Source organism: Streptomyces sp. MB09-01 (genome assembly GCF_033794505.1).
Lineage (GTDB): Bacteria > Actinomycetota > Actinomycetes > Streptomycetales > Streptomycetaceae > Streptomyces.
Window position 1 is genome coordinate 60146 of record NZ_JARAYQ010000005.1, and the last position, 22964, is coordinate 83109.

Here is a 22964-nt window from a genome sequence, read left to right on the forward strand (position 1 = left end):
GCAGGTGCCGTCCTTATGTGCGGCATACCGCGTCCGCAGTACACCGCAGTACTGCGGTGCTACTCCGTGGACTCCGCGCGCGGCCGGACCAGTCCCGATTCGTAGGCAATGACCACCAATTGCGCCCGGTCGCGGGCGCCGAGCTTGGCCATGGCCCGGTTCACGTGGGTCTTGACGGTGAGCGGGCTGACCTCCAGCCGTCCGGCGATCTCGTCGTTGGACAGCCCTGCCGCTACGTGTACGAGGACCTCGCGCTCCCGGACGGTCAGCGCGGCGAGCCGCTGCGCGTGCATCCCGGCGGAGGCTCCGCCGGCGGCCGGGTCGGCGCCGCCGCCCTGCGCGAGGAAGGTGGCGATGAGCCCTTTGGTGGCGGCCGGGGAGAGCAGCGCCTCGCCGGCGGCGGCCACGCGGATGGCGTTGAGCAGCTCCTCGGGCTCGGCGCCCTTGCCGAGGAAGCCGGAGGCGCCTGCCCGCAGGGCCGAGACCACGTACTCGTCGACCTCGAAGGTCGTCAGCATCACCACGCGCACGGCGGCGAGTTCCGGGTCGGCGCTGATCATGCGGGTGGCGGCGAGCCCGTCGGTACCGGGCATCCGGATGTCCATGAGCACGACGTCGGCGCGGGTGCGGCGGGCCAGTTCGAAGGCCTGCGCCCCGTCGGAGGCCTCCCCGACGACCTCCATGTCGGGCTCGGAATCGACCAGCACCTTGAAGGCGCTGCGCAGCAGTGCCTGGTCGTCGGCGAGCAGCACCCTGATGGGGGCGGCGGCGGGCAGGTCCGTCGGCGTGTCGTCCACGGGGTGAGCGTACGCGGGCCCGCCCGGGCCGGCCGCACGGGTCCCGTCGGACCGGACGACGCCCGGTCAGCCCAGGGCGAGGACGATCAGGGCGGTGGTCGCCGCGACCTCGGCCAGGGCGCCGAAGACGTCGCCGGTGACCCCGTCGAAGCGGCGTACGCAGCGGCGGAGCAGCAGCTGCGCGGCGAGCAGGGCCACCAGGACCGCCGCCGCCTGCCGGCCGGCGGCGGGGAGGCCCAGCGGGAGGGCGGCGGCCGCGGCCGCGGCGACGACGAGCACGGCGATCGCGGCGGCGACGGCGCGCGGGACCACCCCGGCGACGGCGGCGCCGAGCCCGCCGGGGCGGGCGGCCGGCACGCCTTCGCGGCAGGCCAGGGTCATGGCGAGGCGGGCCGTCACGGCGGCGACCACGGCGGCGAGTGCGCCGCGGATCCAGCTGTCGGCATAGACGTCTGACAGGGCCGCCACCTGCACGAGCATCACGATCACCAGGGTCACGACGCCGAAGGGGCCGATGTCGGACTGCTTCATGATGCGCAGGGCCTCGTCGGCCGGTTTGGCGCTGCCCAGGCCGTCCGCCGTGTCCGCGAGCCCGTCCAGGTGGAGCCCCCGGGTCAGCGCGGCCGGTACGGCGACGGTGACGGCCGCCGCGAGCAGCGGACCCCCGCCGAGCAGCAACAGGAGCAGTCCGGGCACGGCCGCGAGCACGCCCACGACCAGCCCGGCGAGCGGGGCGCAGGCCATCCCGGTGCGGGCGGCGGGGCGGTCCCAGCGGGTGATGCGGGCGGGCAGCACGGTGAGGGTGCCGAACGCGAAGCGGAGGCCGTCGGGGAACGAGGCGCGTTCCGGGGGCGGCATCAGGGGCGGGCCGTCGAACGAATCTGTCATCGGCGGGAACGCTACCTCTTCGGCGTGAGCGGTAAATTACCCATTACGTGCCAAATAGGGAGTCCGTGGGATGGGTCACTGGTGGTATCGGAACATCGTCGAACCGGGCAAGCTCCCCCTGCTGCTCGCTCTGGTCTCTTTCGTGATGTCGTTCCTGGTCACCCGTGTGATCACCCGGACGATCCGGGCCGGCCGGGGCCCGTTCAAGAACGTCACCCCGGGCGGTCTGCACATCCACCACGTCGTCCCCGGCGTGATCCTCGTGATCATCGGTGGCTTCGGCGCGGTCGGCGCCGGCCGGTACGGCTTCGGCGGGGCGCTCTCGGCCGTGATCTTCGGGCTGGGAGCGGGCCTGGTCCTGGACGAGTTCGCGCTGATCCTGCACCTCGACGACGTCTACTGGAGCGAGCAGGGGCGCAAGAGCGTGGAGATCGTGGTCGTGACGGCGGCGGTCGTGGCCCTCGTCCTGGGCGGGTTCGTGCCCTTCGGGGTGAACGACCTGACCCCCGAGGAGCGCCAGAGCCGCGGACTGGTCGCCATGAACGCGGCGGGCAACTTCTTCCTGGCCCTGATCGCCCTGTGGAAGGGCAAGGCGCGCACCGCGCTCTTCGGCGTGATCGTCCCCTTCGTGGCGCTGGTCGGGGCGATCCGGCTGGCCCGGCCCGGGTCCCCGTACGCGAAGAGGTTCTACGCGAACCGTCCGCGCGCCCGCGCCAAGGCGGGGCTGCGCGCCTTCCACCACGACCGGCGCTGGGCGCGGCCGCGCCGCAGGTTCGAGAACTTCATCGGCGGCACCCCCGACCCGGAGCGGACCGCCGTGTCCCTGGAGAAGCCGCCCCCGCCGTGACGCCGACGGGCCCTCCCCCGGAGGGAAGGGCCCGTCGTGCTGTCGGTGTGCCGTGTGCGGTACGTCCGCCCGGGAGCGGCGCGGACTCAGCCCGGGATCAGCCCGTCGTCGCTGAGCATCTCCCTGACCTCGTCGAGGCTCGCGTCGGCGCCGGGCAGGATCAGCTCGGACGGCTCCAGCGCGTCGTCCGGGAGCGGCTTGCCCAGCCGCCGTACCGCTTCGAGCAGGGCGCCCAGCGTGCGCCGGAAGCCCTCCGAGTCCCCGCTCTCCATCTCCGCGAGCAGTTCGTCGTCCAGCTTGTTGAGCTCGGCGAAGTGGCTGTCGGCCAGCTCCACCTGGCCTTCCCCCATGATGCGGACAATCATGACGGGCCCCGTCCTACTGCTTGTCGAACCGGTGCTGGGTCGGCGGCTGCTGGGCCTGGCCCGGGGCGCCGCCCTCGATGGCCTGCTGCTGCGCGGACGGTCCGCCCGCCAGCTCGGCCTTCATGCGCTGCAGCTCCAGCTCCACGTCCGTACCGCCCGACAGGCGGTCCAGCTCGGCCTGGATGTCGTCCTTGGAACCCAGCCCGCTCTGGTCGTCGAGCGCGCCGGAGGCCAGCAGCTCGTCGATCGCGCCGGCGCGGGCCTGCAGCTGGGCGGTCTTGTCCTCGGCCCGCTGGATGGCCAGGCCGACGTCGCTCATCTCCTCGGAGATGCCGGAGAAGGACTCCGCGATCCGGGTCTGCGCCTGGGCCGCGGTGTAGGTGGCCTTGATGGTCTCCTTCTTCGTGCGGAAGGCGTCCACCTTGGCCTGGAGCCGCTGGGCGGCGAGGGTCAGCTTCTCCTCCTCGCCCTGCAGGGTCTGGTGCTGCACCTCCAGGTCGCTGACCTGCTGCTGGAGCGAGGCGCGGCGGGACAGGGCCTCGCGGGCCAGGTCCTCGCGGCCGAGGGCGAGGGCCTTGCGGCCCTGGTCCTCCAGCTTGGCGGACTGCCCCTGGAGCTGGTTCAGCTGCAGCTCCAGGCGCTTGCGGGAGGTCGCCACGTCGGCGACTCCGCGGCGCACCTTCTGCAGCAGCTCCAGCTGCTTCTGGTACGAGTAGTCGAGGGTTTCGCGCGGGTCCTCGGCCCGGTCAAGGGCCTTGTTCGCCTTCGCGCGGAAGATCATCCCCATACGCTTCATGACACCGCTCATGGGCTTCGCGCGCCCCCTTCTAGACGGACTGTGCTCCAGGTCACCGACAGAACCCACAGTACGGGCCCTGTCTCCATTACCGCACTGTTCGAGTACGGATGCGCTCCTCCTCCAGGACGACTACACCCGCGCCCTGTCAGGCGTAAGGAGTAGGTGATCCCAGGAGAGGCGGCCACCGCACACACCGTGCAATGGGAAGACGCCCGCCGTTGCCGGATCGTTCCCCACCGGGGTGGGGCCCGTGCCCACGACCACGTAGGCTTGGGTTTTGTGTTTGGTAGCCGCTCCTCCAAGGAAGAGAAGGCCGCCGCCACCGACAAGGTGAGCGCCGACCTCTCGCAGCCCCGTGACCCGCAGGCCCCGAAGGGCCGCCCTACGCCGAAGCGTGCTGTGGCCCAGTCGCAGCGCAAGGCCGTGGTGGCCTCGACCGGCAACCGCAAGGAGGATGCCAAGCGAGCCCGTGAGCGCCGCCGTGCCGAGATGGCCAAGCAGCGCGAGGCACTGGCCAGCGGCGACGAGCGTTACCTGCCCACCCGGGACAAGGGCCCCGTCCGCAAGTACGTCCGCGACTTCGTGGACTCCCGCTTCTCGGTCGCCGAGATGTTCCTGCCCCTGGCCGTGGTCATCCTCGTGCTCAGCATGGTCCGGCAGCCCACGATCCAGAACGTCGCGCTGCTGCTGTGGCTCGGCGTGATCGCCCTGATCATCGTCGACTCCATCGGCCTGGTGTTCCGCCTGCGCAAGGCGCTGAACGAGCGCTTCCCGAACGAGCCGCGCCGCGGCGCGGTCGCGTACGGCCTCATGCGCACCCTCCAGATGCGCCGGCTGCGCCTGCCGAAGCCGCAGGTCAAGCGCGGGGAACGGCCCTGAGCGGATTCTCCGAGGGCGCGCGGATCTGGCTCGAGGGCCTGGGCGGACTCCGCAACGCCGTCCGGCAGGAACTGGTGGGCCGGCAGGTCGACGAGCAGATCGCGCACCGCTTCCCGGTCGGGCAGCGGCTGCGCGTCCTCGACGTCGGCATGGGTCAGGGCACCCAGGCGCTGCGGCTGGCCCGGGCCGGGCACAAGGTGACGGGCCTGGAGAAGGACCCCGGCATGCTGGCCGTCGCCCGTGAGGCGCTGGCCGAGGAGCCCGCCGGGATCCGCGACCGCGTGCAGCTCATGGAGGGGGACGGGCGCGAGACCGGCGCCCACTTCCTGCCGGGCAGCTTCGACGTGGTGCTGTGCCACGGGGTGCTGATGTACGTGCCCGAGCCGGACGCCATGCTCGCCGGGCTGGCCCGGATGCTCGCCCCCGGCGGTCTGCTGTCCCTGCTGGTGCGCAACGGCGACGCGCTCGCCATGCGGCCCGGGCTGGACGGCGACTGGAAGGGCGCGCTGGACGCCTTCGACGGCACCGAATACACGAACCGGCTGGGCCTGGACGTACGTGCCGACCGGCTGGCCGGGCTCACGGCCACGCTGTCCGGGATCGGCGCGCCGCTGGGCGCCTGGTACGGCGTACGCGTCTTCACCGACGGCACCGAGGCGGGCGAGGTCCTGCCGCCCGACGAGGAGCTGGAGCGGCTGCTGGCCGCCGAGGATCGCGCGGGGCGGACCGACCCCTACCGCGGCGTCGCCGCGCTGCTGCACCTGTGCGGTGTACGGGGCTGACAGCCCGGACGCTGGCCTACCCGGCCCCGCCGGCGTTCGAGGAACGCCGGCGGCCCGGGTTGCCCGGCGGCTCCCGATCACAGCCGCCGGGCTCCTGCAGGGGTCAGGCCTCCAGGGCCGAGCGCAGGCTCATCGTGTAGAGCTCGGTCCCGCTGTCGTCGGACAGCTTCACCTGCTCGGTGCCGCCTTCCAGCAGGTCCTTCCAGTACTCACCGATCCAGGACTCCGCGTCCCCCTGCGTGGTGAACTCCTCGGGTACCACCGACGGGCTCGTCTCGGTGCCGTCGGCCGTCTCGAACCGCCACGTCCACGCCATGTCCGCCTCCGTTGCTCGTCCGCTGCTCGCACGCTTCTCGCCTTGAGTCTGCCCGCAGAGTAACCGGGCGCGCAGCAGTCTCGGCGACGCGGGAGGATCATCCTGTGGAACTCACTCTGCTCGGCACCGGCACACCCGAGGGCCTGCCCCGCCCCGGCTGCCCCTGTGCGGCCTGCGCGGTCTCCGTCGGCGGGCGCTCCCGCGCCGCGACGGCCGTCCTGGTCGACGGGGCACTGCTCCTCGACCTGACCCCCGGTGCGGTGCTGGCCGGCGCCCGGGCCGGCCATTCGCTGGCCGGCGTGCGGCAGGTCCTGCTGACCCACCCGCACGACGGACCCGCGGTCGAGCTGCCGCCCGGTCTGCCGGCCGCCGGGCGGGTCCCGGACGGGCGGGAGCTCGCGGTGATCTCCGGACACCGCGTGCGGGCCGTGCCGATGGACTCGCCGGGCACCGGGTACGAGGTGACCGGCCCGGACGGCGGCCGGATGCTGTACCTGCCGCCCGGCGGGGCGCCGGCGGGGACGAACGGAGCGGCGGGCCGGCGTCCGTACGACGTGGTCCTCGCCGATGTGCTGGGGCGGCCCGAGGCGCTCGCCCGGCTGCGGGCGAGCGGCGCCGTCGGCCCCGCCACGGACGTGATCGCCGTCCACCTGGACCACGACGTCGCACCGGGCCGGGAGCTGGAGCGCCGGTGCGCGGCCGCCGGCGCCCGGGCGGTGCCGGACGGGACCACCGTGACCGTCGGGGAGTACCGCGCCGTGCCGGAGCTGCCGCGCCGGACCCTGGTGCTGGGCGGGGCCCGTTCGGGCAAGTCCGTGGAGGCGGAGCGCCGGCTGGAGTCCTTCCCCGAGGTGGTCTACGTGGCCACGGGCGGCACCCGGGACGGGGACACGGAATGGGCGCAGCGGATCGGCCTGCACCGGGAGCGCCGGCCGGGGAGCTGGCGGACGGTGGAGACCTGTGAACTGGTTCCGCTGCTGGCCGATGCCGGGCCGCCGCTGCTGATCGACTGCCTGGCGCTGTGGCTGACGGACGCGATGGACCGGGCGGGGGCCTGGGACGACGCCGTCTGGGCCAAGGGCGGGCAGCACCAGCTCGGCGAGCGCACAGCCGAGCTGGTGGCGGCGGTGCGCGCGACCCGTCGCCACGCGGTGCTGGTCAGCAACGAGGTCGGCTCGGGCGTGGTCCCCGCGACCTCCTCGGGACGCCGCTTCCGCGACGAGCTGGGCCGCCTCAACGCGAGGGTCGCGGGCGAGTGCGAGCACGTGCTGCTGGTCGTCGCGGGCCAGGTGGACGTGCTCAAGGAACCGCCGGCGTGAACTGACGGCCTGTGCTGACGGCCTGTGCTGACGGCCTGTGCTGACGGCGTGAGCTGACGGGTGGTCTGCTGCCGCCGGGCGCCCCGCCCGTCCTCTTCGGCGTCCGTCCCGGCGCCCTGCGGCCGGGCCCGAACGGGCCTCCCTGGACCTGAACGCGGGGCCTTCGCCCAAGGCCTGAGGGTGTGCCTCACCGGCTGTACTCTCTGGCAGATGAGCACGCTGAATCTCGACGACTTCTCCGATCTGATCGAGCGCCCCGACGGGGGCGTCCGGCGTGATGCCGAGGAACGCCGTGAGCGCCTCGCCGTACCGCCCGGCGCGCTGGGCCGGCTGGACGAGCTCGCCGAGTGGCTCGCCGCCGCGCAGGGGCAGGTGCCGGTCAAGCCGATCGAGCGCCCCCGCGTGGTGCTGTTCGCCGCCGACCACGGGATCGCCGCAGCGGGCGTCTCCGCGCGGGCCGCCGCCACCGGCCACCAGCTGGTGCGGGCCGTACTGGACGGGACCAGCCCCGTCGCCATCCTGGCCGGCCGGCTCGGCGCCACGATACGGATCGTCGACGCCGGGCTGGACTGCGATCCCGGGCTGCTCCCCGCGGACGTGACCGGACACCGGGTCCGGCGCGGCAGCGGACGGATCGACGTGGAGGACGCGCTGACGGCCGAGGAGGCCGAGGCCGCGGTGCGGCTCGGGATGCGCATCGCCGACGAGGAGGCCGACTCCGGGACGGACCTGATCGTTCTCGGGGACCTCAGCGTCGGCGGGACCACCGTCGCCGCCACCCTCATCGCCGCCCTGTGCGGGACCGACGCCTCGGTGGTCACCGGCCGCGGCGGACTGCCCATCGACGACCTGGCCTGGATGCGCAAGTGCGCGGCGATCCGCGACGCGCTGCGCCGGGCCCGCCCGGTGCTCGGCGACCAGGTCGCGCTGCTGGCCGCGGTCGGCGGCCCGGACGTGGCCGCCATCACCGGTTTCCTGCTCCAGTGCGCGGTGCGCCGTACGCCGGTCATCCTCGACGGCGTCGTCTCGGCCGCCTGCGGACTGGTGGCCCAGCGCGCCGCGTTCCGGGCGCCCGACTGGTGGCTGGCCGGTCAGGCCAGCGGAGAACCGGGCCAGGCGAAGGCACTGGACCGGATGGCACTCAACCCTGTGCTCGACCACGGCGTCACAGTGGGCGAAGGTACCGGGGCATTGCTGGCTCTCCCCCTCGTCCAGGCGGCCGCCGCACTCGCGGCGGAACTGCCTGAGCGGGCGGCGGCGGAGCCGACGGAATGAGCCACCGGGGCCCGCGGTCCTGACCAGGCCGTGGTCCCCGACCGCCCAACCACGGACAGCGGCGCCCCATATGATCGCTTTTTATGGGAGAGGTCCGTTTGACCAGCGCAGAGACCGACCGCACCGCCTCACCGGCGACCGGTCCGTCATCCGGCAGGAAAGAGACCGGCGGCGACCCCGCCGGCAAGGCGGCGGGGGGCGGCCGGGAGGCCGGACGGGACCGGGAGGCCGGACGGGAATCGGGCCGGGGGACCCCCCGCTCACGGCGCGGCGCCGCGTTCGCGGTCTGGTACCTGCGCGCCGTCACCTTCGTCAACTTCCTCAGCGCGGTGTGGGTTTCGCTCGGGCAGGACCTGCGGCGCCACAACGTCGAGGACTTCTACACCCCGTACATGCTCACGGCGGGCTTCGCCTCCGGGCTCTTCACGCTGCTGCTCGCCGTCACCCTCGGCCGCCGCAAGCGCGCCTCCTGGATCCTCAACCTCGTCCTCAGCGGCCTCCTGGCGCTGCTGCTCGCCTACGCGCTCTACGCGTACGAGGAGATCCGCGAGCATCCGCAGAACTGGGTCTCCCTGGCCCTGACCGCCGCCTTCGCCGGCGCCCTGCTGGTGGGCCGCCGCGAGTTCTACGCCAAGGGCGACCGCTCCAACCCGGCGCTCGCCACCGCCGTCGCCGCCATCGGCCTGCTCGTCACCTCGCTGGTGGCGGCCCTGCTCGTCGGCGCCTCGAACAGCGCCCCGCACAGCTCCGAGGCCACCTTCCTTGCGCGCTGGAAGTACGGCGTGATGCGGCTGATCACCCTCGCCCCGGACGACCGGGCCTACGAGGCGATCACCACGCCCGGCTGGGTGGACGTCGTCATCAACGTCATGTCGATGCTGCTGCTGCTCGCCGTGCTCTTCGCCGCCTTCCGCTCGCGCCGCGCCGTCGACCCGATCAGCGAGGAGGACGAGGAGCGGCTGCGGGCCCTGCTGGCCCGCCAGGGCGACCGCGACTCGCTCGGCTACTTCGCGCTGCGCCGCGAGAAGTCCGTCATCTGGTCCCCCACGGGCAAGGCCGCCGTCACCTACCGCGTCGTCGGCGGCGTCTCACTGGCCTCGGGCGACCCGATCGGCGACCCCGAGGCCTGGCCCGGCGCCATCGACCCGTGGCTGGCCGAGGCCCGCGAGCACGGCTGGGTGCCGGCCGTGATGGGCGCGAGCGAGGAGGCCGGGCAGATCTACGCCCGACACGGCCTGGACGCGCTGGAGCTCGGTGACGAGGCGATCGTCGAGACCGCCGAGTTCACCCTGGAGGGCCGCGCCATGCGGACCGTCCGGCAGGCGTTCAACCGCGTCAAGCGGGCCGGGTACACGGTCCGCATCCGCCGCCACGCCGACATCCCGGCCGAGGAGATGGCCGAGCTGGTGCGCCGCGCCGACGACTGGCGCGACGGCGCGACCGAGCGCGGCTTCTCCATGGCGCTGGGTCGGCTGGGTGATCCCGCCGACGGCCAGTGCGTGATGCTGGAGTGCACCGACGGCAACGGCGAACTGCGGGCCGTGCTGTCCTTCGTGCCGTGGGGCCCCAAGGGCCTGTCCCTGGACCTGATGCGCCGTGACCGGGACTCCGAGAACGGCCTGATGGAGTTCATGGTCATCGAACTCCTCGAACGTTCCAAGGAGATCGGGGTCACCCAGGTCTCGCTGAACTTCGCGATGTTCCGGTCCGTCTTCGAGCGCGGGTCCCGGCTCGGCGCGGGTCCGGTGCTGCGGATGTGGCGCTCGCTGCTGAGCTTCTTCTCCCGCTGGTGGCAGATCGAGTCCCTCTACCGGGCCAACGCCAAATACCGGCCGATCTGGGAGCCGCGGTTCATGCTCTTCGAGAAGAGTTCGGACCTGCTGCGGATCGGTGTCGCGGCCGGACGGGCCGAAGGCTTCCTGGAGGCCCCCGGCCTTCCGAAGTGGCTGCACCGCAGACACCTGGAGACCCGCCGTTGACAGCGTGGAACGCCTCCCCACTCCGGCGGTTCGCCCACCGTGAGTGGGGGCCCCTGTTCCGGACCGTCCGGAACGCGCTCGTGCGCGACAGGTGGCGGGCGATCCCCATGACCATCGGCGCGGTCTGCCTGACCTCGCTCTTCCAGATCGTGCAGAACACCTCCTGGGGCTTCCAGCCGGTCCAGAACCTCGGGTCGGTCAAGGCGGCCGACCCGCTCTGGCTGGCCCTGTTGCGGACCCCGCTGTCACTGTTCGTCCCCGCCCTGGACCTGCCGGTGTGGGGGGCGCTCGCGCAGATCCTGCTCGTCTTCGGGATCTCGGAGATCTGCATCGGCTGGTGGCGCACGCTGCTGATCGGCTACGTCGCCACCCTCGCCGGGACCACGTACGCGCGGATCGGGCTCGCGCTGGGGCACGACCATCCCTTCGGCCTGCCCGTGTCCGACCGGATCGTCAACGACACCGGGCCCTCGGCCGCGGTGGTGGGGCTCGCCATCTACGTCTGCTGGCGCTACCGGGCGTACCTGACCGGCGCCCTCGTGATCCTGGCGATGATCGGCGAGGTGCTCGTCAAGGACAACCTGGCGGGCAAGGAGCACCTGGCGGCCATCGCAGCGGTCATGGCGGTGTGCGTGGTGCGGGCCCAGTGGTACCCGGTGCGCTCCCGCGCCGCCCTCGGGCAGCCACCGCCGCCCTGACCGGTGCGGGGCAGGCCGTACCGTATCGGGGTGACGACAGACCTCGGGCCGTTCGCCCCCACCCGGCAGTGGATGCGGGCCCATCCGCTCGCCACCGACGCCGTGCTGGCGTTCGGGGCGTTCACGGCCATGGTCGTCGGCTCCTTCGCCGATCCGCACGGGCCGCACGGGCCCACCTTCGGGACGCGCACCCCCGATCCGTTCTCGCTGCTGCTGATGCTGCTCGGCGCCGCGGCCCTGGTGTTCCGGCGCCGGCAGCCCCGCGCCGTCCTCGCCGTGACCTGCGGACTCTCGCTGCTGGAGCTGACCACCGGGGAGCCCCGGGCGCCCGTCGCGATGTGCACGGTGATCGCCCTGTACACGGTGGCCGCCCGCACCGACCGGCCCACGACCTGGCGGATCGGGCTGCTGACCATGGCGGGGCTGACGGGCGTGGCGATGCTCGCCGGACCGCTGCCCTGGTACGCGCAGGAGAACATCGGGATCTTCGCCTGGACGGGCATGGCCGCGGCCGCCGGCGACGCCGTGCGCAGCCGGCGGGCCTTCGTCGACGCCATCCGCGAGCGGGCCGAGCGCGCCGAGCGGACCCGCGACGAGGAGGCCAGGCGGCGGGTCGCCGAGGAACGGCTGCGGATCGCCCGGGACCTCCACGACGTGGTCGCCCATCACATCGCCCTGGTCAACGTGCAGGCGGGGGTGGCCGCGCACGTCATGGACAAGCGGCCGGACCAGGCCAAGGAGGCACTGGCCCACGTACGGGACGCCAGCCGGTCGGCGCTCAACGAGCTGCGGGCCACGGTGGGGCTGCTGCGGCAGTCCGGTGACCCGGAGGCGCCGACGGAGCCCGCGCCCGGGCTGGGCGTCCTGGAGGAGCTGGTGGACACCTTCCGGCACGCCGGGCTGCCGGTGAAGGTGATCGTCCAGCTGGAACCCGGGGCGGGACCGCTGCCGGCGGCGGTGGACCTGGCGGCGTACCGGGTGATCCAGGAGGCGCTGACCAACGTACGCAAGCACGCGGGCCCCGGGGCCCGGGCCGAGGTCAGCGTGGTCCGGGTGGGGCCCTCGGTGGAGGTGACCGTGCTGGACGACGGGGGCGCGGAGCCGTCCGCGTCCGCCGCGGAGCCGGGGGGCGGGCACGGGCTCCTCGGCATGCGCGAACGCACCGGCGCCCTGGGCGGCTCCTGCTTCGCCGGCCCCCGCTTCGGCGGCGGCTACCGCGTGCACGCCATCCTGCCGGTCTGACCTCCCTGGCTCCGCCTGCCCCCTTCCGCCCCGGCCGGGCCGAATCCTGCCTCGCCGGAGGGGCTGGTTGCACCCCGCCGAGGCAGGGACGTGCCGGCGGGCTACGGGCAGGGGCGGCGCCAGGCGTCCAAGTCGTAGTGCTTCTGCAGGGAGCTCAGTTTCAGTTCGCGCGAGCGGGCGCAGAAGCGGCTCGTGGGGAGTTCGTACTCCACGTGGAAGACGGCCTTGCCCGCTTCGATGAAGGGGGTCAGCTTCTCGCACTCTCGGTACTCCGCGCACTGCTCGTTCACCGCGAAGTCGAACGCGCCGACGAGCTCAGGGATCTGGTCCAGGTCGTTCTTGAGGCCGACCGACATCCCCCGGTCGTGCGCCAGCTTCGCGATCAGCCGGTTGTAGCGCAACTGGTCGTCGGCGGTGAGCGGGAAGCCGGACGTATTGCGGTAGGCGTCCATGTTGTCCGGCTCGACCGCGTCGAAGCCCTTGTCCCGGCACATGTCGAACCGTTTGGCCATCAGCGGTTCCAGCTCGGCCACCCGGCGGATGTCCAGCCAGCGTTCCCCCTCCCACCCGTTGCCCTTGCCCAGCAGGTCCTTCGGGAACGCCTCCGCGTCGGGGCGGAAGTCCTCCCAGGCTCCGGTGGAGAGGTAGCAGATGGTCTTGCGCCCGGCCTTCTTCAGCGCCGTGACCTGCTCCTTGGTGGTGGTGAACCCGTCGACGTCGTACACGGGCGCCTTCACCGAGGTGTCGAGCTTCCCGGTGAGCTGCCACTGCCAGCCGACGCCCGGCGGGGGCCGCCAGAGCTCCCCCGGTGCCTGGTCGGGCCACCGGTACGGCTCGTCCTCGCCGTCGTCCGGCGGCTCCGCGGTACAGGCGGCGAGCAGGAGCAGCGGCAGGAGCAGCAGGAGTCCGAGCCGTTTCATCCCGCCGCCTCCAGGGCGTACGGGAGGGTCCCCCACGGGTGTGCGCCGGTGCCGGGAACCGCGCAGTGCACGCCCGCCCGCCGCTCCTCGGCGAGTTCGGCGGCGGGCGCGCCCGGCGGGACCGCGTACACGAGGTGGCAGAACCGCTGGGCGGGATGGTCCGACGTCCAGGGCGGTACGGCGGCCGCGTCCCGGTAGGCGTCCCAGGGGCCCTCGAAGGTGACGAGCAGGTCCGCGAGTTCGGCGTAGCCGGGATGAGGGTGGACCCCGTGGTTGAGGACGAGCGTGCGGGCGCCCGCGGCCCGCGCCGCGACCGCGAGCCGCCCGTAGTGCGGGAGGAGTTCCGGGTCGGCGGAGGCCTGGTCGAGGAAGGCCCCGTCGGTGGCGTACCAGTCGCGGTGGCGCAGCAGGTCCTGCACCACCGCGGCGTGCGGGCGCCGCCCGTAGTCGGTGTCGGCGTACCCGAGGACGGGTACCCCGGCCTCGCGCAGGCGCTCGGCGACGAGGGCGAACCGCTCGTCGGGGGCGGCGCCCGGCCCGCTGTCGGGGTTGAGCACCACCGAGTGCAGCCGGCCGGCGGAGCGGATGAGCCGCTCCCAGGCCTCGGGCCGGTCGGCGGGGTGCTCGTAGAGGGGCACCAGCAGCATGGGGTCCTTCTTCTCCTGCGTCTCGTACGTCTCGTACATCATCGGTGGGCGGTGGCGCGGCCGAGGAGCAGACAGACCAGGGCCGCCAGGACGGCGGCGGCGGTGCCCGCCACCACCAGCTGGACGGCCCGGGGCTGGCCCAGTCCGGTCAGCAGGGCCAGGCTCTGGGCGACGGCGGCCGAGGCGCAGACCGCGGCGGCGGGCCGGACCGCTCCGAAGGACTGCAGGAGCAGCCCGGTCCACATCACCGCCCCGAGCAGCAGCAGGGTGGCGACGCGGACCACGGTGAGGCCGGGGGCGCCGGGCCACAGGAGGGTTCCGGCCAGGCCGAGGAGCAGCAGCACCGCCAGGTAGACGGCGAGGCACCGGGCCAGCGTGCCGAGCATCCGCTGCCGGAAGGCGCCGGGCGAGCGGGCTCCCTGGAGCCCGGAGAGGCTGCCGCTGCGGAAGCGGTGGAGCAGCCATTCGGCGGGGCCCATGCTGAGGGTGAGGGCCACCGCCGAGGGGGCGGCGACTGCTTCGGCGGGGCCGCCGGCGAGCACCTCCCCGAGGGCGGCGTACAGCACGAGCAGGCCGGTGCCGAGTCCGAAGACCCCGTACGGCACGGAGTCCCCGAGCCGGGGCCCGCGGGCCGCGAGTTCCTCCTCGGCGCCGCGCAGCATCTGCCAGCGCACGGGGCCCTTGCCGGGCCGGCGCACCGCCCAGCCGCGGATCCGGAGCACGGCGGCCCGCATGCCGTCGGCCAGCGGGAGTTCCCGTACAGCCAGGGTGCAGGCGGCCACCAGGGACACCGCGAGCAGGGTGACCCGTACCGGCACGGGCAGGTCGACGAAGAGCGCGAGGAGCGCCCCGACCGCCATCGGGCCGAGTGCGAGGAGCAGCACCCGTTCCCGGCCGAGGACGAGCAGGACGGTGGCGGCCCCGACGTAGAGGGCCTGTCCGGCGGCGAAGGCGTAGGAGAACGGCGGCCCGCCGGGCACGGCCAGCGCGGCGGCGGTGCCGAGCAGGGATCCGGCGGGGGCGCCGACGAGGAGGGTGCGCCCGGCTGCGGCCCGGTCGCCGAGGCCGAGCCAGGAGTAGGCCCGGTGGGACAGGGTCTGGTCCCAGACCCAGCCGATGAGCGCCCCGGCGAGCAGGGTGAGCGTCCCGGCCGGCAGGCCGAGCCGGTCCTGCGGGCCTTCGAGGAGAGGCGCGCCGAGGAGGTAGGCGAGGCCGGGCAGGGCGAAGATCACCCCGCGCAGCAGGCAGGCGGTGAGGGAGACCTTCCAGGGGTCGGGGGCGGCGCCCGGGTCCGGGAAGGAGCGGGGGACCCGGGCGTAGAGCTCCTCGGCGAGGCTGAAGGAGTCGTGGCGGCCGTAGGCGAGCCGGATGTGTTCGTCCGTCATGCCGTCGGATTCGAGGATGGCGGCGATCTCGTCGGGGTGGACGGCGGCGGAGATGAACGCGCCGAGGCGTTCGGCGAGGTCGTCCATGGGGTCGGCGGCCGGGCCGGGGCCCTCGCGGCGCGGGCGCGGGACGGCCGGGAGCGTGTCGGCGCCGGAGCCCGCGACGGGCGGCTTGAGCCAGAGGGATCCGCTCACCACAGGCTCCCGTCGGCGGCGAGTTCGCGGTACCAGGGGTCGGCGAGCCGCTGGGTCCAGCTGTCGCCGGCGTGGACGGGCAGCACGGGCTGGCCGGCGAGTTCCCGGTAGATGTGCCGGAAGCCGTCCACGGACTGGTGGAGGGTGAACTTCTCCACCACCCGTTTGCGGGCCAGCCGGCCGAGTTCGGCGCGGCGTTCGTCGTCGCGGAGCAGCGCGAGGGTGGCGCGGGCCATGGTCTCGGGCTCGCGCGGCGGGACGACCAGGCCGGTGTCGCCGACGGCCTCTCGGACCCCGCCGACGTCGGTGGAGACGGTGGTGCGTCCGCAGGACATGGCCTCGATGATGCTGAAGGGGAAGCCCTCGCTGATGCTGGAGAGCATCACGATGTGGCCCGCCGCGTAGGCCTGGGCCACCTGCTCGATGCGGCCCTCGTACGTGATCCCGTCGCTCACCCCGAGTTCGGCGGCGAGGCTCTCCAGCCGGAGCTTGTACTCCTCGCAGCCGGCCGGGACCGGCCCGAAGAGGCGCAGCCGCAGGGCGGGCAGCTCCTCGCGCATGAAGGCGTAGGCCCGGATGAGGGTTTCGAGGTCCTTGATGGGGTCGATGCGGCCGCACCAGCTGAGGGTGGGCACGTGCGGTTCGGGGCCGGCCTCGGGGAAGGCGTGCGGGTCGACGCCGTTGTAGACGGTGCGGATGCGCTCGGAGTCGGCGCCTCCGCGCTCCTCCCAGCGGCGGTTGTACCGGTTGCACGGGGTGATCAGGTCGGCCTGCCGGTAGCCCTCGGTGTTGAGCTCGCGGTAGAAGCCGAGCATGAGCGCCTTGACGGGCCAGCGCTGTCCGGCGCTGCGGTAGCCGAGGTAGCGCTCGCGCAGGTAGATGCCGTGCTCGGTCAGCAGGAAGGGGACGCCGTCGAGGTGTTTGGCGGCGAGGGCCGGGAGGGTGGCGAGGCCGCTGCTGACGGCGTGGGCGACGCTGTCGGGCGGGATGCGTACGCCGAGCGGGCGCAGCGCGTGTTCCAGCAGGTCGGTGGCGGTGAGCGCGTCGTGGATGGTGGGCTCGGCCGCGGCGGTGGTGAGGCCGGGGCGGGTCCATACGGTCATCAGCAGCCGCAGAACCGATTCGGAGCGCAGGGCCGGGGCCAGTTTTCCGGCCCGGGCGAGGATGGCCAGTTCGCGCAGGGCCGCGGAGAATCCGTGCCGGGCGGGGCCGCCCGCGGGATCGAGCAGGGAGAGCAGGAAGGCTTCGTAGACCTCGGTGAAGCGGCGGTGGGCCTTGCCGCGCAGGGCCGAACGGCGGCCGCGTCCGGGGGGAGGACCCCAGAGCGGGACGGCGGTGTGCCGGTAGACGTTGCGCGGCAGTTCCCAGGTGACCGGCTCGCGTCCGGAGCCGGTCAGGGCTATGACGTTGAAGTCGACCTCCGGCATGCCGCGTACCAGTTGGTCGCACCAGGTGCTGACGCCCCCGTGGACGTGCGGGTAGGTGCCTTCGGTGAGCATGGTGACGTGACGCCCATGACTCATGCGGTGTGTCCCCCCAGGACGGAAAAGGGGCCGGCGCCCGTGGGTGTGCGGAGCGCCGGCGCTGGGTGTTGCTCGTGACGGCTTGCGGGACGGACGGTCAGCTGAACGGCCCGAACGCGACGGACGGTCGGCCGAGCAGCCGGATTGTGAGGACGGTCAGCTGGGCAGCTTGAGCGTGACGGCGCTCTGGAGCAGTTCCGGAGCGGCCCAGGCGGAGCGGCTGCCGGCGTACGCGGTGCCGAAGTCGGCGGTGCCGAGCAGCATCTGCTTCTTCGTCCCGGTGGGGGCGGTGACCGGGGCGACGACTCCGGACGGCGCCTTGACGGTGACGGTGGTGCCGATGCGGTAGGCGGTGACCTTGCCGTCCGCGAGGGCCTTGTCCCAGGCGGCGCGGCGCTGGAGCTCGACGCCGGTGTCCTTCATGGACTGGTTGACGATCGGCGCACTGGGCGCGTAGAGCGTGCGGTAGGTGTCGAGGACCTGGTTGAGCACGGGGTAGAGGGTCCGGTCCTCGGCCAGGTTGGCCTGGTGGACGTAGTGCGGGCGGGGGTCGTTGGCCAGCACGTGGCGCAGGGCGGTCCGGGCCTCCTGCGGGACGATGTACTGGAGGTAGCCGGTGTTGACGTCGAGCGCGGCCGGCAGGCAGGTGGAGGTTCCCGGGTTGTCCTCGCAGGCGCCGCTGCCGCCGGCGGCGCGGCTGGTGTAGATCCAGTTGTACTCGTCGGCCATCTCGGCGTTGGTGCCCGTGTTGTAGTACACGTTCATCGGGTGCCGCGGGACGGTGAGGGCCGCTCCGACCGCCCGCTGGGCGGGCTCGCGGGAGTTGTCGCTGCCGGCCCACTTGACCCCGGTGTCGGCGAGGGCGCCGGCCAGGTTGGGGTTGTCCACGGGCTGCTGCGGTGCGGTCTTCAGGCCGGAGTGCTCGCCGGTGACGAGCTCGGTCCGGTCGGTGGTGATGCCCTTGGAGGCGGCCCAGTTGTTGTTGTCGCGGATCTGGGCGGCGATGTCGGCGCGGCTCATGTACTGGACGGCGCCCTGGGCGTTCTTCGTGCACGTCCAGGGGACGACGGCGGTGTTCTGGACGCAGCCGAGGAAGGGGTGCGTGTAGGTGTGGTTCATCCAGCGGTACTTGGCCCGGTCGGCGACGAGCTGGGCGGTCAGGGCGTCGACCCCGCCGTTCTCGGCCTTCCACTCCTCGCCGGCGCCCCCGTTGAAGAGCATGTCGAGCTTGAAGTTCTTCGACGTCTGCCACTGCGCCGCGTACACGGCGTCGGCGGCGCTCATCCGGATGGTGCTCTCCTTGCCCTCTCCGCCCGCGCAGGCGTAGTCGCCCGGCGTGCAGTTGAGCTCCTTGTTCCAGCGGGCGTCGGGGGCGAAGACGTCGTCGACGTGGACCGCGAAGTAGTTGCGGCTCTGGCCGAGGTGGACCCCCTGGGTGAGCCAGTCGACGATGCCGCGGGCCAGCAGCCGGAACTGCTGCTGGTACTGGTTGTAGCCGAAGGTGACGACCAGCTCTTTGCGCCCGTCGTGGGCGTACTCGCCGACGAGCGAGGCCCGCCCGGAGCCGACGGGGGCGTCGAGGTAGCTGGTGTAGCCGGGGCGCGGCTTGCCCATGAACCCGAAGCTCTCGGGGACCAGCGCGGAGTTGTCCTCGAAGGTGACCTGTCCGCCGAGGTAGGCGAAGGGGCCCGCCTTGCCGGCCGGGGTGACCGCGGCCTGGGTGCCGTCGAGCTGGCCGCTGTAGCCGCCGTTGTCGGTGTACTCCAGCCCGACGCCCGGGTGCGACCAGGTGTAGGCGTCGACCTGGCGGATCCCGTACGTCGTCTCGTACGCGGCGAGCGCGGCCATCTCGGCCGAGCCCTCGCCGAAGGGGTTCTCGTTCGGCAGGACGACGCCCTGGTACTTGGCGCGCGGCCGGCCGTCGAGCGTGTCGCTGAGGAACGCCGCGTTGATGACCGGGCGGCTCGCGCTGCCCAGCTCGACGCGGGTGTACGGGACTCCCGTGTCCCGGAGTTCCGCGGTGACCGCCTGGACCGAGCTGCCGCCGTCGTCGACGACGAGCACCTTCAGGTCGACACGCGGTGCCTCGGCCGCCTGGGCGGTCGAGGCGGGTACTGCCACGGACACCAGGGCTGCGGCGGCCATGACGGCGGCGAGCCTGTTCATCCGATTCTTGTTGACCATTTCGGCCTTTCCCCCCGCAGGCATCCCTCGACACGGCCCATGGCGGACGGCCGGGCCGGGGAGGCTCTGTGGAAATCATGCAAAGGAACCCCGCGTCCCCTTGCGAGAGTGGACCGAGTCTCTCGGACCTCGTCAGGTCTACGAGGCAAACCTGGAGCAGAGTCCACGGATGGGTGAACCTGGCAGCCCCTTGATCGAACAACTTGCCAAACCTTCGAGTGGCGTGCGGGCGAGTCCGTACGCGTAGGCTCATTTCTGGCGGCCGTCGGGCCCGAATACGATCGCTACGGATGGCCGTCCACCCACTCGGCCCACACACACAAACGGAAGCGAGACTTCACCACCGTGACTGCTCTGACTCTCAGCACTGCCGGCGCGGCGACGCTCCGCGCCGACGCCCTCGTCGTCGGCGTCGCGAAGGGCCCCAAGGGCCCGTTGGTGGCCGCCGGCGCCGAGGCCGTGGACAAGGCGTACGACGGTAAGCTCGCCGGCGTCCTCGAAGCGCTCGGCGCCTCGGGTGCCGAAGGCGAGATCACCAAGCTGCCGGCTCCGGCAGGCCTCAAGGTCCCGGTCGTGCTGGCGGTGGGGCTCGGCTCCGTCCCGGAGAAGGACGAGTCGTTCGACGAGGAGGTGCTGCGCCGCGCCGCCGGCGCCGCCGCCCGTGCGCTGCACGGCAGCAAGAAGGCCGGCTTCGCCCTCCCGCTGGAGGACGCCTCGGCCGTCACCGCCGTCGCCGAGGGCGCGCTGCTGGGCGCGTACGCGTTCACCGCCTACCAGGGCGGCGAGAAGAAGGCCGGCAACGGCAAGGACTCCGGGCCGAAGCAGCCGCTCGCCGAGGTGGCCCTGCTGGGCGCCAAGCCCCGCGACAAGGAGCACAAGGCCGCTTCCGAGCGTGCCGCGGTCGTCGCGACCGAGGTCAACATCGCCCGTGACCTGGTGAACACCCCGCCGAACGACCTGACCCCCGAGGCCTTCGCCGCGGTCGCCTCCGCGGCCGCGAAGGAGAACGGCATCAAGGTCCAGGTGCTGGACGAGAAGGCTCTGGTCAAGGGCGGCTACGGCGGCATCATGGGCGTCGGCAAGGGCTCCGAGAACCCGCCGCGCCTGGTGAAGCTCACCTACACGCACCCGAAGGCGGAGAAGACCCTGGCCTTCGTCGGCAAGGGCATCACCTACGACTCGGGCGGCATCTCCCTGAAGCCGGCCGGTCACAACGAGACGATGAAGTGCGACATGGCCGGCGCCGCCGCCGTCTTCGCCTCCGTCGTCGCGGCCGCGAAGCTGGGCCTGCGGGTCAACGTCACCGGCTGGCTCGCGCTCGCCGAGAACATGCCGTCCGGCTCCGCCACCAAGCCGGGTGACGTCCTGCGCATGTACAGCGGCAAGACCGTCGAGGTCCTCAACACGGACGCCGAGGGCCGCCTGGTCCTCGGTGACGCGCTGACCAAGGCCTCCGAGGACGCCCCGGACGCGATCGTCGACGTCGCCACCCTGACCGGCGCCATGGTGCTCGCCCTCGGCGACCGCACCTTCGGGGTCATGTCGAACGACGACGCCTTCCGCACGTCGATCCACGAGATCGCCGAGGAGGTCGGCGAGTCCTCCTGGCCGATGCCGCTGCCGGCCGAGCTGCGCAAGACCATGGACTCCCCCACCGCCGACATCGCGAACATGGGTGTCCGCATGGGCGGCGGCCTGGTCGCCGGCCTCTTCCTGCAGGAGTTCGTCGGCGAGGGCATCACCTGGGCCCACCTCGACATCGCCGGTCCGGCCTTCCACGAGGGCGCGCCGCACGGCTACACCCCCAAGGGCGGCACCGGCTCGGCCGTGCGCACCCTGGTGCGGCTGGCCGAGCGCACCGCCACGGGCGACCTGGGCTGACGGCCCGGATGTGAGACGTGACGCACCCCGGGCCCGGGTCAGGGCCCGGGGTGCGTTCGGCTTATGGCGAAACGCCGGGGAACCGTACGTTTCTACGCATCGGTAACCCTCGCCTCGTACAGAAGCTCCGTCCACAGTCCGGGCCCGGCGTCCCGCGTTCCCCCGACAAATGCGAAGATGGGTTCTCGGCAGGACAGGGCCCCCACCACAGGGCCGAAGAAACAAGCGGCCGATTACCAGCCGCCGCCCGGTCACAGAGGACCGGTGCCCGGCGCACATGCATGGAGGACGTGACGTGGCGAACGACGCCAGCACCGTTTTCGACCTAGTGATCCTCGGCGGTGGCAGTGGCGGTTACGCCGCGGCGCTGCGCGCATCCCAGCTGGGTCTGGACGTTGCCCTGATCGAGAAGAACAAGCTCGGTGGCACCTGCCTGCACAACGGCTGCATCCCCACGAAGGCTCTGCTGCACGCGGGCGAGATCGCGGACCAGGCTCGTGAAGCCGCCCAGTTCGGTGTCAAGGCCTCCTTCGAGGGCATCGACATCGCGGGGGTCCAGAAGTACAAGGACGAGGTCATCTCGGGCCTGTACAAGGGCCTGCAGGGCCTGGTCGCCTCCCGCAAGGTGACCTACATCGAGGGAGAGGGCCGCCTCTCCTCCCCGACTTCCGTCGACGTGAACGGCCAGCGCATCCAGGGCCGCCACATCCTGCTGGCGACCGGCTCCGTGCCGAAGTCGCTGCCGGGCCTGAACATCGACGGCAACCGCATCATCTCCTCGGACCACGCGCTGGTCCTGGACCGCGTGCCCGAGTCCGCGATCGTCCTGGGCGGCGGCGTCATCGGCGTCGAGTTCGCCTCGGCGTGGAAGTCCTTCGGCTCGGACATCACCGTCATCGAGGGCCTCAAGCACCTCGTGCCGGTCGAGGACGAGAACAGCTCCAAGCTGCTCGAGCGCGCCTTCCGCAAGCGCGGCATCAAGTTCAACCTCGGCACCTTCTTCGACAAGGCCGAGTACACGGAGAACGGCGTCCGCGTGACGCTGGCCGACGGCAAGACCTTCGAGGCCGAGGTGCTCCTGGTCGCGGTCGGCCGCGGTCCGGTCTCGCAGGGTCTGGGCTACGAGGAGCAGGGCGTCGCGATGGACCGCGGCTACGTCCTGGTCGACGAGTACATGCAGACCAACGTGCCGACCATCTCGGCCGTCGGTGACCTCGTCCCGACCCTCCAGCTCGCGCACGTCGGCTTCGCCGAGGGCATCCTGGTCGCGGAGCGTCTGGCCGGTCTCAAGACCGTCCCGATCGACTACGACGGTGTCCCGCGCGTCACCTACTGCCACCCCGAGGTCGCTTCCGTCGGCATCACCGAGGCCAAGGCCAAGGAGATCTACGGCGCGGACAAGGTCGTGGCCCTGAAGTACAACCTGGCGGGCAACGGCAAGAGCAAGATCCTCAAGACCGCGGGCGAGATCAAGCTCGTCCAGGTCAAGGACGGTGCCGTGGTCGGCGTCCACATGGTCGGTGACCGGATGGGCGAGCAGGTCGGCGAGGCCCAGCTGATCTACAACTGGGAGGCCCTGCCGGCCGAGGTCGCGCAGCTCATCCACGCGCACCCGACCCAGAACGAGGCGCTCGGCGAGGCCCACCTGGCCCTGGCCGGCAAGCCGCTTCACTCCCACGACTAATCGTCACGGGCGCGACGACCACTTCCGCACATTCGTTAGGAGCAACTGAAACCATGTCGGTTTCCGTAACCCTTCCGGCGCTCGGTGAGAGCGTCACCGAGGGCACTGTCACCCGCTGGCTGAAGGCCGAGGGCGAGCGCGTCGAGGCCGACGAGCCGCTGCTCGAGGTGTCGACCGACAAGGTCGACACCGAGATCCCGTCGCCCGTCGCCGGCATCCTGGCCTCCATCAAGGTCGCCGAGGACGAGACCGTCGAGGTCGGCGCCGAGCTGGCCGTCATCGACGACGGCTCCGGCGCCCCGGCCGCTGCCGCGGCTCCGGCCGCCGAGCCGGCCGCCGCCGCTCCCGCCCCCGTCGCC

The 22964-nt window shown here is 72.7% G+C and carries 21 protein-coding genes; 11 read left to right on the plus strand and 10 right to left on the minus strand.

Features of this window, described 5'->3' with window-relative positions; translation table 11 throughout:
- Positions 1–59 precede the first annotated feature (59 nt).
- Together PV721_RS02230 and cobS are read right to left on the minus strand one after the other, a co-directional pair.
- Positions 60–797 (minus strand): response regulator transcription factor, encoded by a 738-nt coding sequence (locus PV721_RS02230; RefSeq protein WP_319721044.1) that lies wholly within the window; start codon positions 795–797, stop codon positions 60–62.
- 66 nt (positions 798–863) lie between these two features.
- Complete coding sequence (cobS, locus tag PV721_RS02235; RefSeq protein ID WP_319721066.1) at positions 864–1655, minus strand: adenosylcobinamide-GDP ribazoletransferase; 792 nt, start codon at positions 1653–1655, stop codon at positions 864–866.
- A gap of 100 nt (positions 1656–1755) precedes the next feature.
- Here cobS and PV721_RS02240 point away from each other — a divergent pair, with 100 nt between their 5' ends.
- Positions 1756–2532: a hypothetical protein gene (locus tag PV721_RS02240; RefSeq protein ID WP_319721045.1), complete on the plus strand. Its 777-nt coding sequence runs from the start codon at positions 1756–1758 to the stop codon at positions 2530–2532.
- An 86-nt stretch (positions 2533–2618) separates the two neighbouring features.
- On the opposite strand, the gene pspAA is transcribed toward PV721_RS02240, so the two are convergent.
- Both pspAA and PV721_RS02250 read right to left on the minus strand, forming a co-directional pair.
- Positions 2619–2897, minus strand: coding sequence for a PspA-associated protein PspAA (gene pspAA, locus PV721_RS02245; protein ID WP_319721046.1), 279 nt, complete (start codon positions 2895–2897; stop codon positions 2619–2621).
- Between the two features lie 13 nt (positions 2898–2910).
- Complete coding sequence (locus tag PV721_RS02250) at positions 2911–3705, minus strand: PspA/IM30 family protein (RefSeq protein ID WP_319721047.1); 795 nt, start codon at positions 3703–3705, stop codon at positions 2911–2913.
- A gap of 270 nt (positions 3706–3975) precedes the next feature.
- On the opposite strand from PV721_RS02250, the gene PV721_RS02255 reads away from it, so the two are divergent.
- Together PV721_RS02255 and PV721_RS02260 are read left to right on the plus strand one after the other, a co-directional pair.
- A complete protein-coding gene (locus tag PV721_RS02255; RefSeq protein WP_319721048.1) occupies positions 3976–4575 on the plus strand; it encodes a DUF3043 domain-containing protein in 600 nt (199 codons plus the stop codon).
- A 74-nt stretch (positions 4576–4649) separates the two neighbouring features.
- The gene (locus PV721_RS02260; RefSeq protein ID WP_319721049.1) at positions 4650–5357 is read left to right on the plus strand and encodes a class I SAM-dependent methyltransferase; all 708 of its coding nucleotides are present in this window, start codon (positions 4650–4652) and stop codon (positions 5355–5357) included.
- Positions 5358–5460: 103 nt separating this feature from the next.
- Here PV721_RS02260 and PV721_RS02265 read toward each other — a convergent pair whose 3' ends face one another.
- Complete coding sequence (locus PV721_RS02265) at positions 5461–5673, minus strand: hypothetical protein (RefSeq protein ID WP_319721050.1); 213 nt, start codon at positions 5671–5673, stop codon at positions 5461–5463.
- A gap of 104 nt (positions 5674–5777) precedes the next feature.
- Here PV721_RS02265 and PV721_RS02270 point away from each other — a divergent pair, with 104 nt between their 5' ends.
- The 5 genes from PV721_RS02270 to PV721_RS02290 all read left to right on the plus strand — a co-directional run bounded on the left by PV721_RS02270 (position 5778) and on the right by PV721_RS02290 (position 12186).
- A complete protein-coding gene (locus PV721_RS02270) occupies positions 5778–6992 on the plus strand; it encodes a bifunctional adenosylcobinamide kinase/adenosylcobinamide-phosphate guanylyltransferase (protein WP_319721051.1) in 1215 nt (404 codons plus the stop codon).
- 210 nt (positions 6993–7202) lie between these two features.
- Positions 7203–8267, plus strand: coding sequence for a nicotinate-nucleotide--dimethylbenzimidazole phosphoribosyltransferase (cobT, locus tag PV721_RS02275; protein ID WP_319721052.1), 1065 nt, complete (start codon positions 7203–7205; stop codon positions 8265–8267).
- Positions 8268–8350: 83 nt separating this feature from the next.
- Positions 8351–10246 carry a phosphatidylglycerol lysyltransferase domain-containing protein gene (locus PV721_RS02280; RefSeq protein WP_319721053.1) on the plus strand — a complete coding sequence of 632 codons (1896 nt, stop codon included), beginning with the start codon at positions 8351–8353 and terminating at the stop codon, positions 10244–10246.
- 80 nt (positions 10247–10326) lie between these two features.
- Positions 10327–10944: a hypothetical protein gene (locus PV721_RS02285; RefSeq protein WP_416371007.1), complete on the plus strand. Its 618-nt coding sequence runs from the start codon at positions 10327–10329 to the stop codon at positions 10942–10944.
- Positions 10945–10974: 30 nt separating this feature from the next.
- Positions 10975–12186 carry a sensor histidine kinase gene (locus PV721_RS02290; protein WP_416371008.1) on the plus strand — a complete coding sequence of 404 codons (1212 nt, stop codon included), beginning with the start codon at positions 10975–10977 and terminating at the stop codon, positions 12184–12186.
- A 101-nt stretch (positions 12187–12287) separates the two neighbouring features.
- On the opposite strand, the gene PV721_RS02295 is transcribed toward PV721_RS02290, so the two are convergent.
- The 5 genes from PV721_RS02295 to PV721_RS02315 form a co-directional block, all read right to left on the minus strand.
- The gene (locus PV721_RS02295; RefSeq protein ID WP_319721055.1) at positions 12288–13106 is read right to left on the minus strand and encodes an endo alpha-1,4 polygalactosaminidase; all 819 of its coding nucleotides are present in this window, start codon (positions 13104–13106) and stop codon (positions 12288–12290) included.
- Positions 13103–13795 carry a spherulation-specific family 4 protein gene (locus PV721_RS02300; protein WP_319721056.1) on the minus strand — a complete coding sequence of 231 codons (693 nt, stop codon included), beginning with the start codon at positions 13793–13795 and terminating at the stop codon, positions 13103–13105. The genes PV721_RS02295 and PV721_RS02300 overlap by 4 nt, the downstream gene beginning before the upstream one ends.
- The gene (locus PV721_RS02305; protein WP_319721057.1) at positions 13792–15333 is read right to left on the minus strand and encodes a hypothetical protein; all 1542 of its coding nucleotides are present in this window, start codon (positions 15331–15333) and stop codon (positions 13792–13794) included. Before PV721_RS02305 ends, PV721_RS02300 begins: the two co-directional genes overlap by 4 nt.
- Positions 15330–16856, minus strand: a complete 1527-nt coding sequence (gene pelF / locus PV721_RS02310) for a GT4 family glycosyltransferase PelF (protein WP_319721058.1) — start codon at positions 16854–16856, stop codon at positions 15330–15332. The genes PV721_RS02305 and pelF overlap by 4 nt, the downstream gene beginning before the upstream one ends.
- A gap of 156 nt (positions 16857–17012) precedes the next feature.
- Positions 17013–19040, minus strand: coding sequence for a hypothetical protein (locus tag PV721_RS02315; protein WP_319721059.1), 2028 nt, complete (start codon positions 19038–19040; stop codon positions 17013–17015).
- A 345-nt stretch (positions 19041–19385) separates the two neighbouring features.
- On the opposite strand from PV721_RS02315, the gene PV721_RS02320 reads away from it, so the two are divergent.
- From PV721_RS02320 to PV721_RS02330, 3 genes are all read left to right on the plus strand, one after another.
- A complete protein-coding gene (locus PV721_RS02320) occupies positions 19386–20921 on the plus strand; it encodes a leucyl aminopeptidase (protein ID WP_319721060.1) in 1536 nt (511 codons plus the stop codon).
- A 295-nt stretch (positions 20922–21216) separates the two neighbouring features.
- Positions 21217–22605 carry a dihydrolipoyl dehydrogenase gene (gene lpdA / locus PV721_RS02325; protein ID WP_030707524.1) on the plus strand — a complete coding sequence of 463 codons (1389 nt, stop codon included), beginning with the start codon at positions 21217–21219 and terminating at the stop codon, positions 22603–22605.
- Between the two features lie 53 nt (positions 22606–22658).
- Positions 22659–22964: biotin/lipoyl-containing protein (locus PV721_RS02330; protein ID WP_319721061.1), on the plus strand; the 306-nt coding region annotated here is incomplete at its 3' end.

Coding starts and splice junctions, on each gene's coding strand:
- cobS (WP_319721066.1), bottom strand. CDS start 1,655: ATGCCGCCCCCGGAACGCGCCTCGTTCCCCGACGGCCTCCGCTTCGCG.
- PV721_RS02240 (WP_319721045.1), top strand. CDS start 1,756: ATGGGTCACTGGTGGTATCGGAACATCGTCGAACCGGGCAAGCTCCCC.
- pspAA (WP_319721046.1), bottom strand. CDS start 2,897: ATGATTGTCCGCATCATGGGGGAAGGCCAGGTGGAGCTGGCCGACAGC.
- PV721_RS02250 (WP_319721047.1), bottom strand. CDS start 3,705: ATGAGCGGTGTCATGAAGCGTATGGGGATGATCTTCCGCGCGAAGGCG.
- PV721_RS02265 (WP_319721050.1), bottom strand. CDS start 5,673: ATGGCGTGGACGTGGCGGTTCGAGACGGCCGACGGCACCGAGACGAGC.
- cobT (WP_319721052.1), top strand. CDS start 7,203: ATGAGCACGCTGAATCTCGACGACTTCTCCGATCTGATCGAGCGCCCC.
- PV721_RS02280 (WP_319721053.1), top strand. CDS start 8,351: ATGGGAGAGGTCCGTTTGACCAGCGCAGAGACCGACCGCACCGCCTCA.
- PV721_RS02295 (WP_319721055.1), bottom strand. CDS start 13,106: ATGAAACGGCTCGGACTCCTGCTGCTCCTGCCGCTGCTCCTGCTCGCC.
- PV721_RS02300 (WP_319721056.1), bottom strand. CDS start 13,795: ATGATGTACGAGACGTACGAGACGCAGGAGAAGAAGGACCCCATGCTG.
- pelF (WP_319721058.1), bottom strand. CDS start 16,856: ATGAGTCATGGGCGTCACGTCACCATGCTCACCGAAGGCACCTACCCG.
- PV721_RS02315 (WP_319721059.1), bottom strand. CDS start 19,040: ATGGTCAACAAGAATCGGATGAACAGGCTCGCCGCCGTCATGGCCGCC.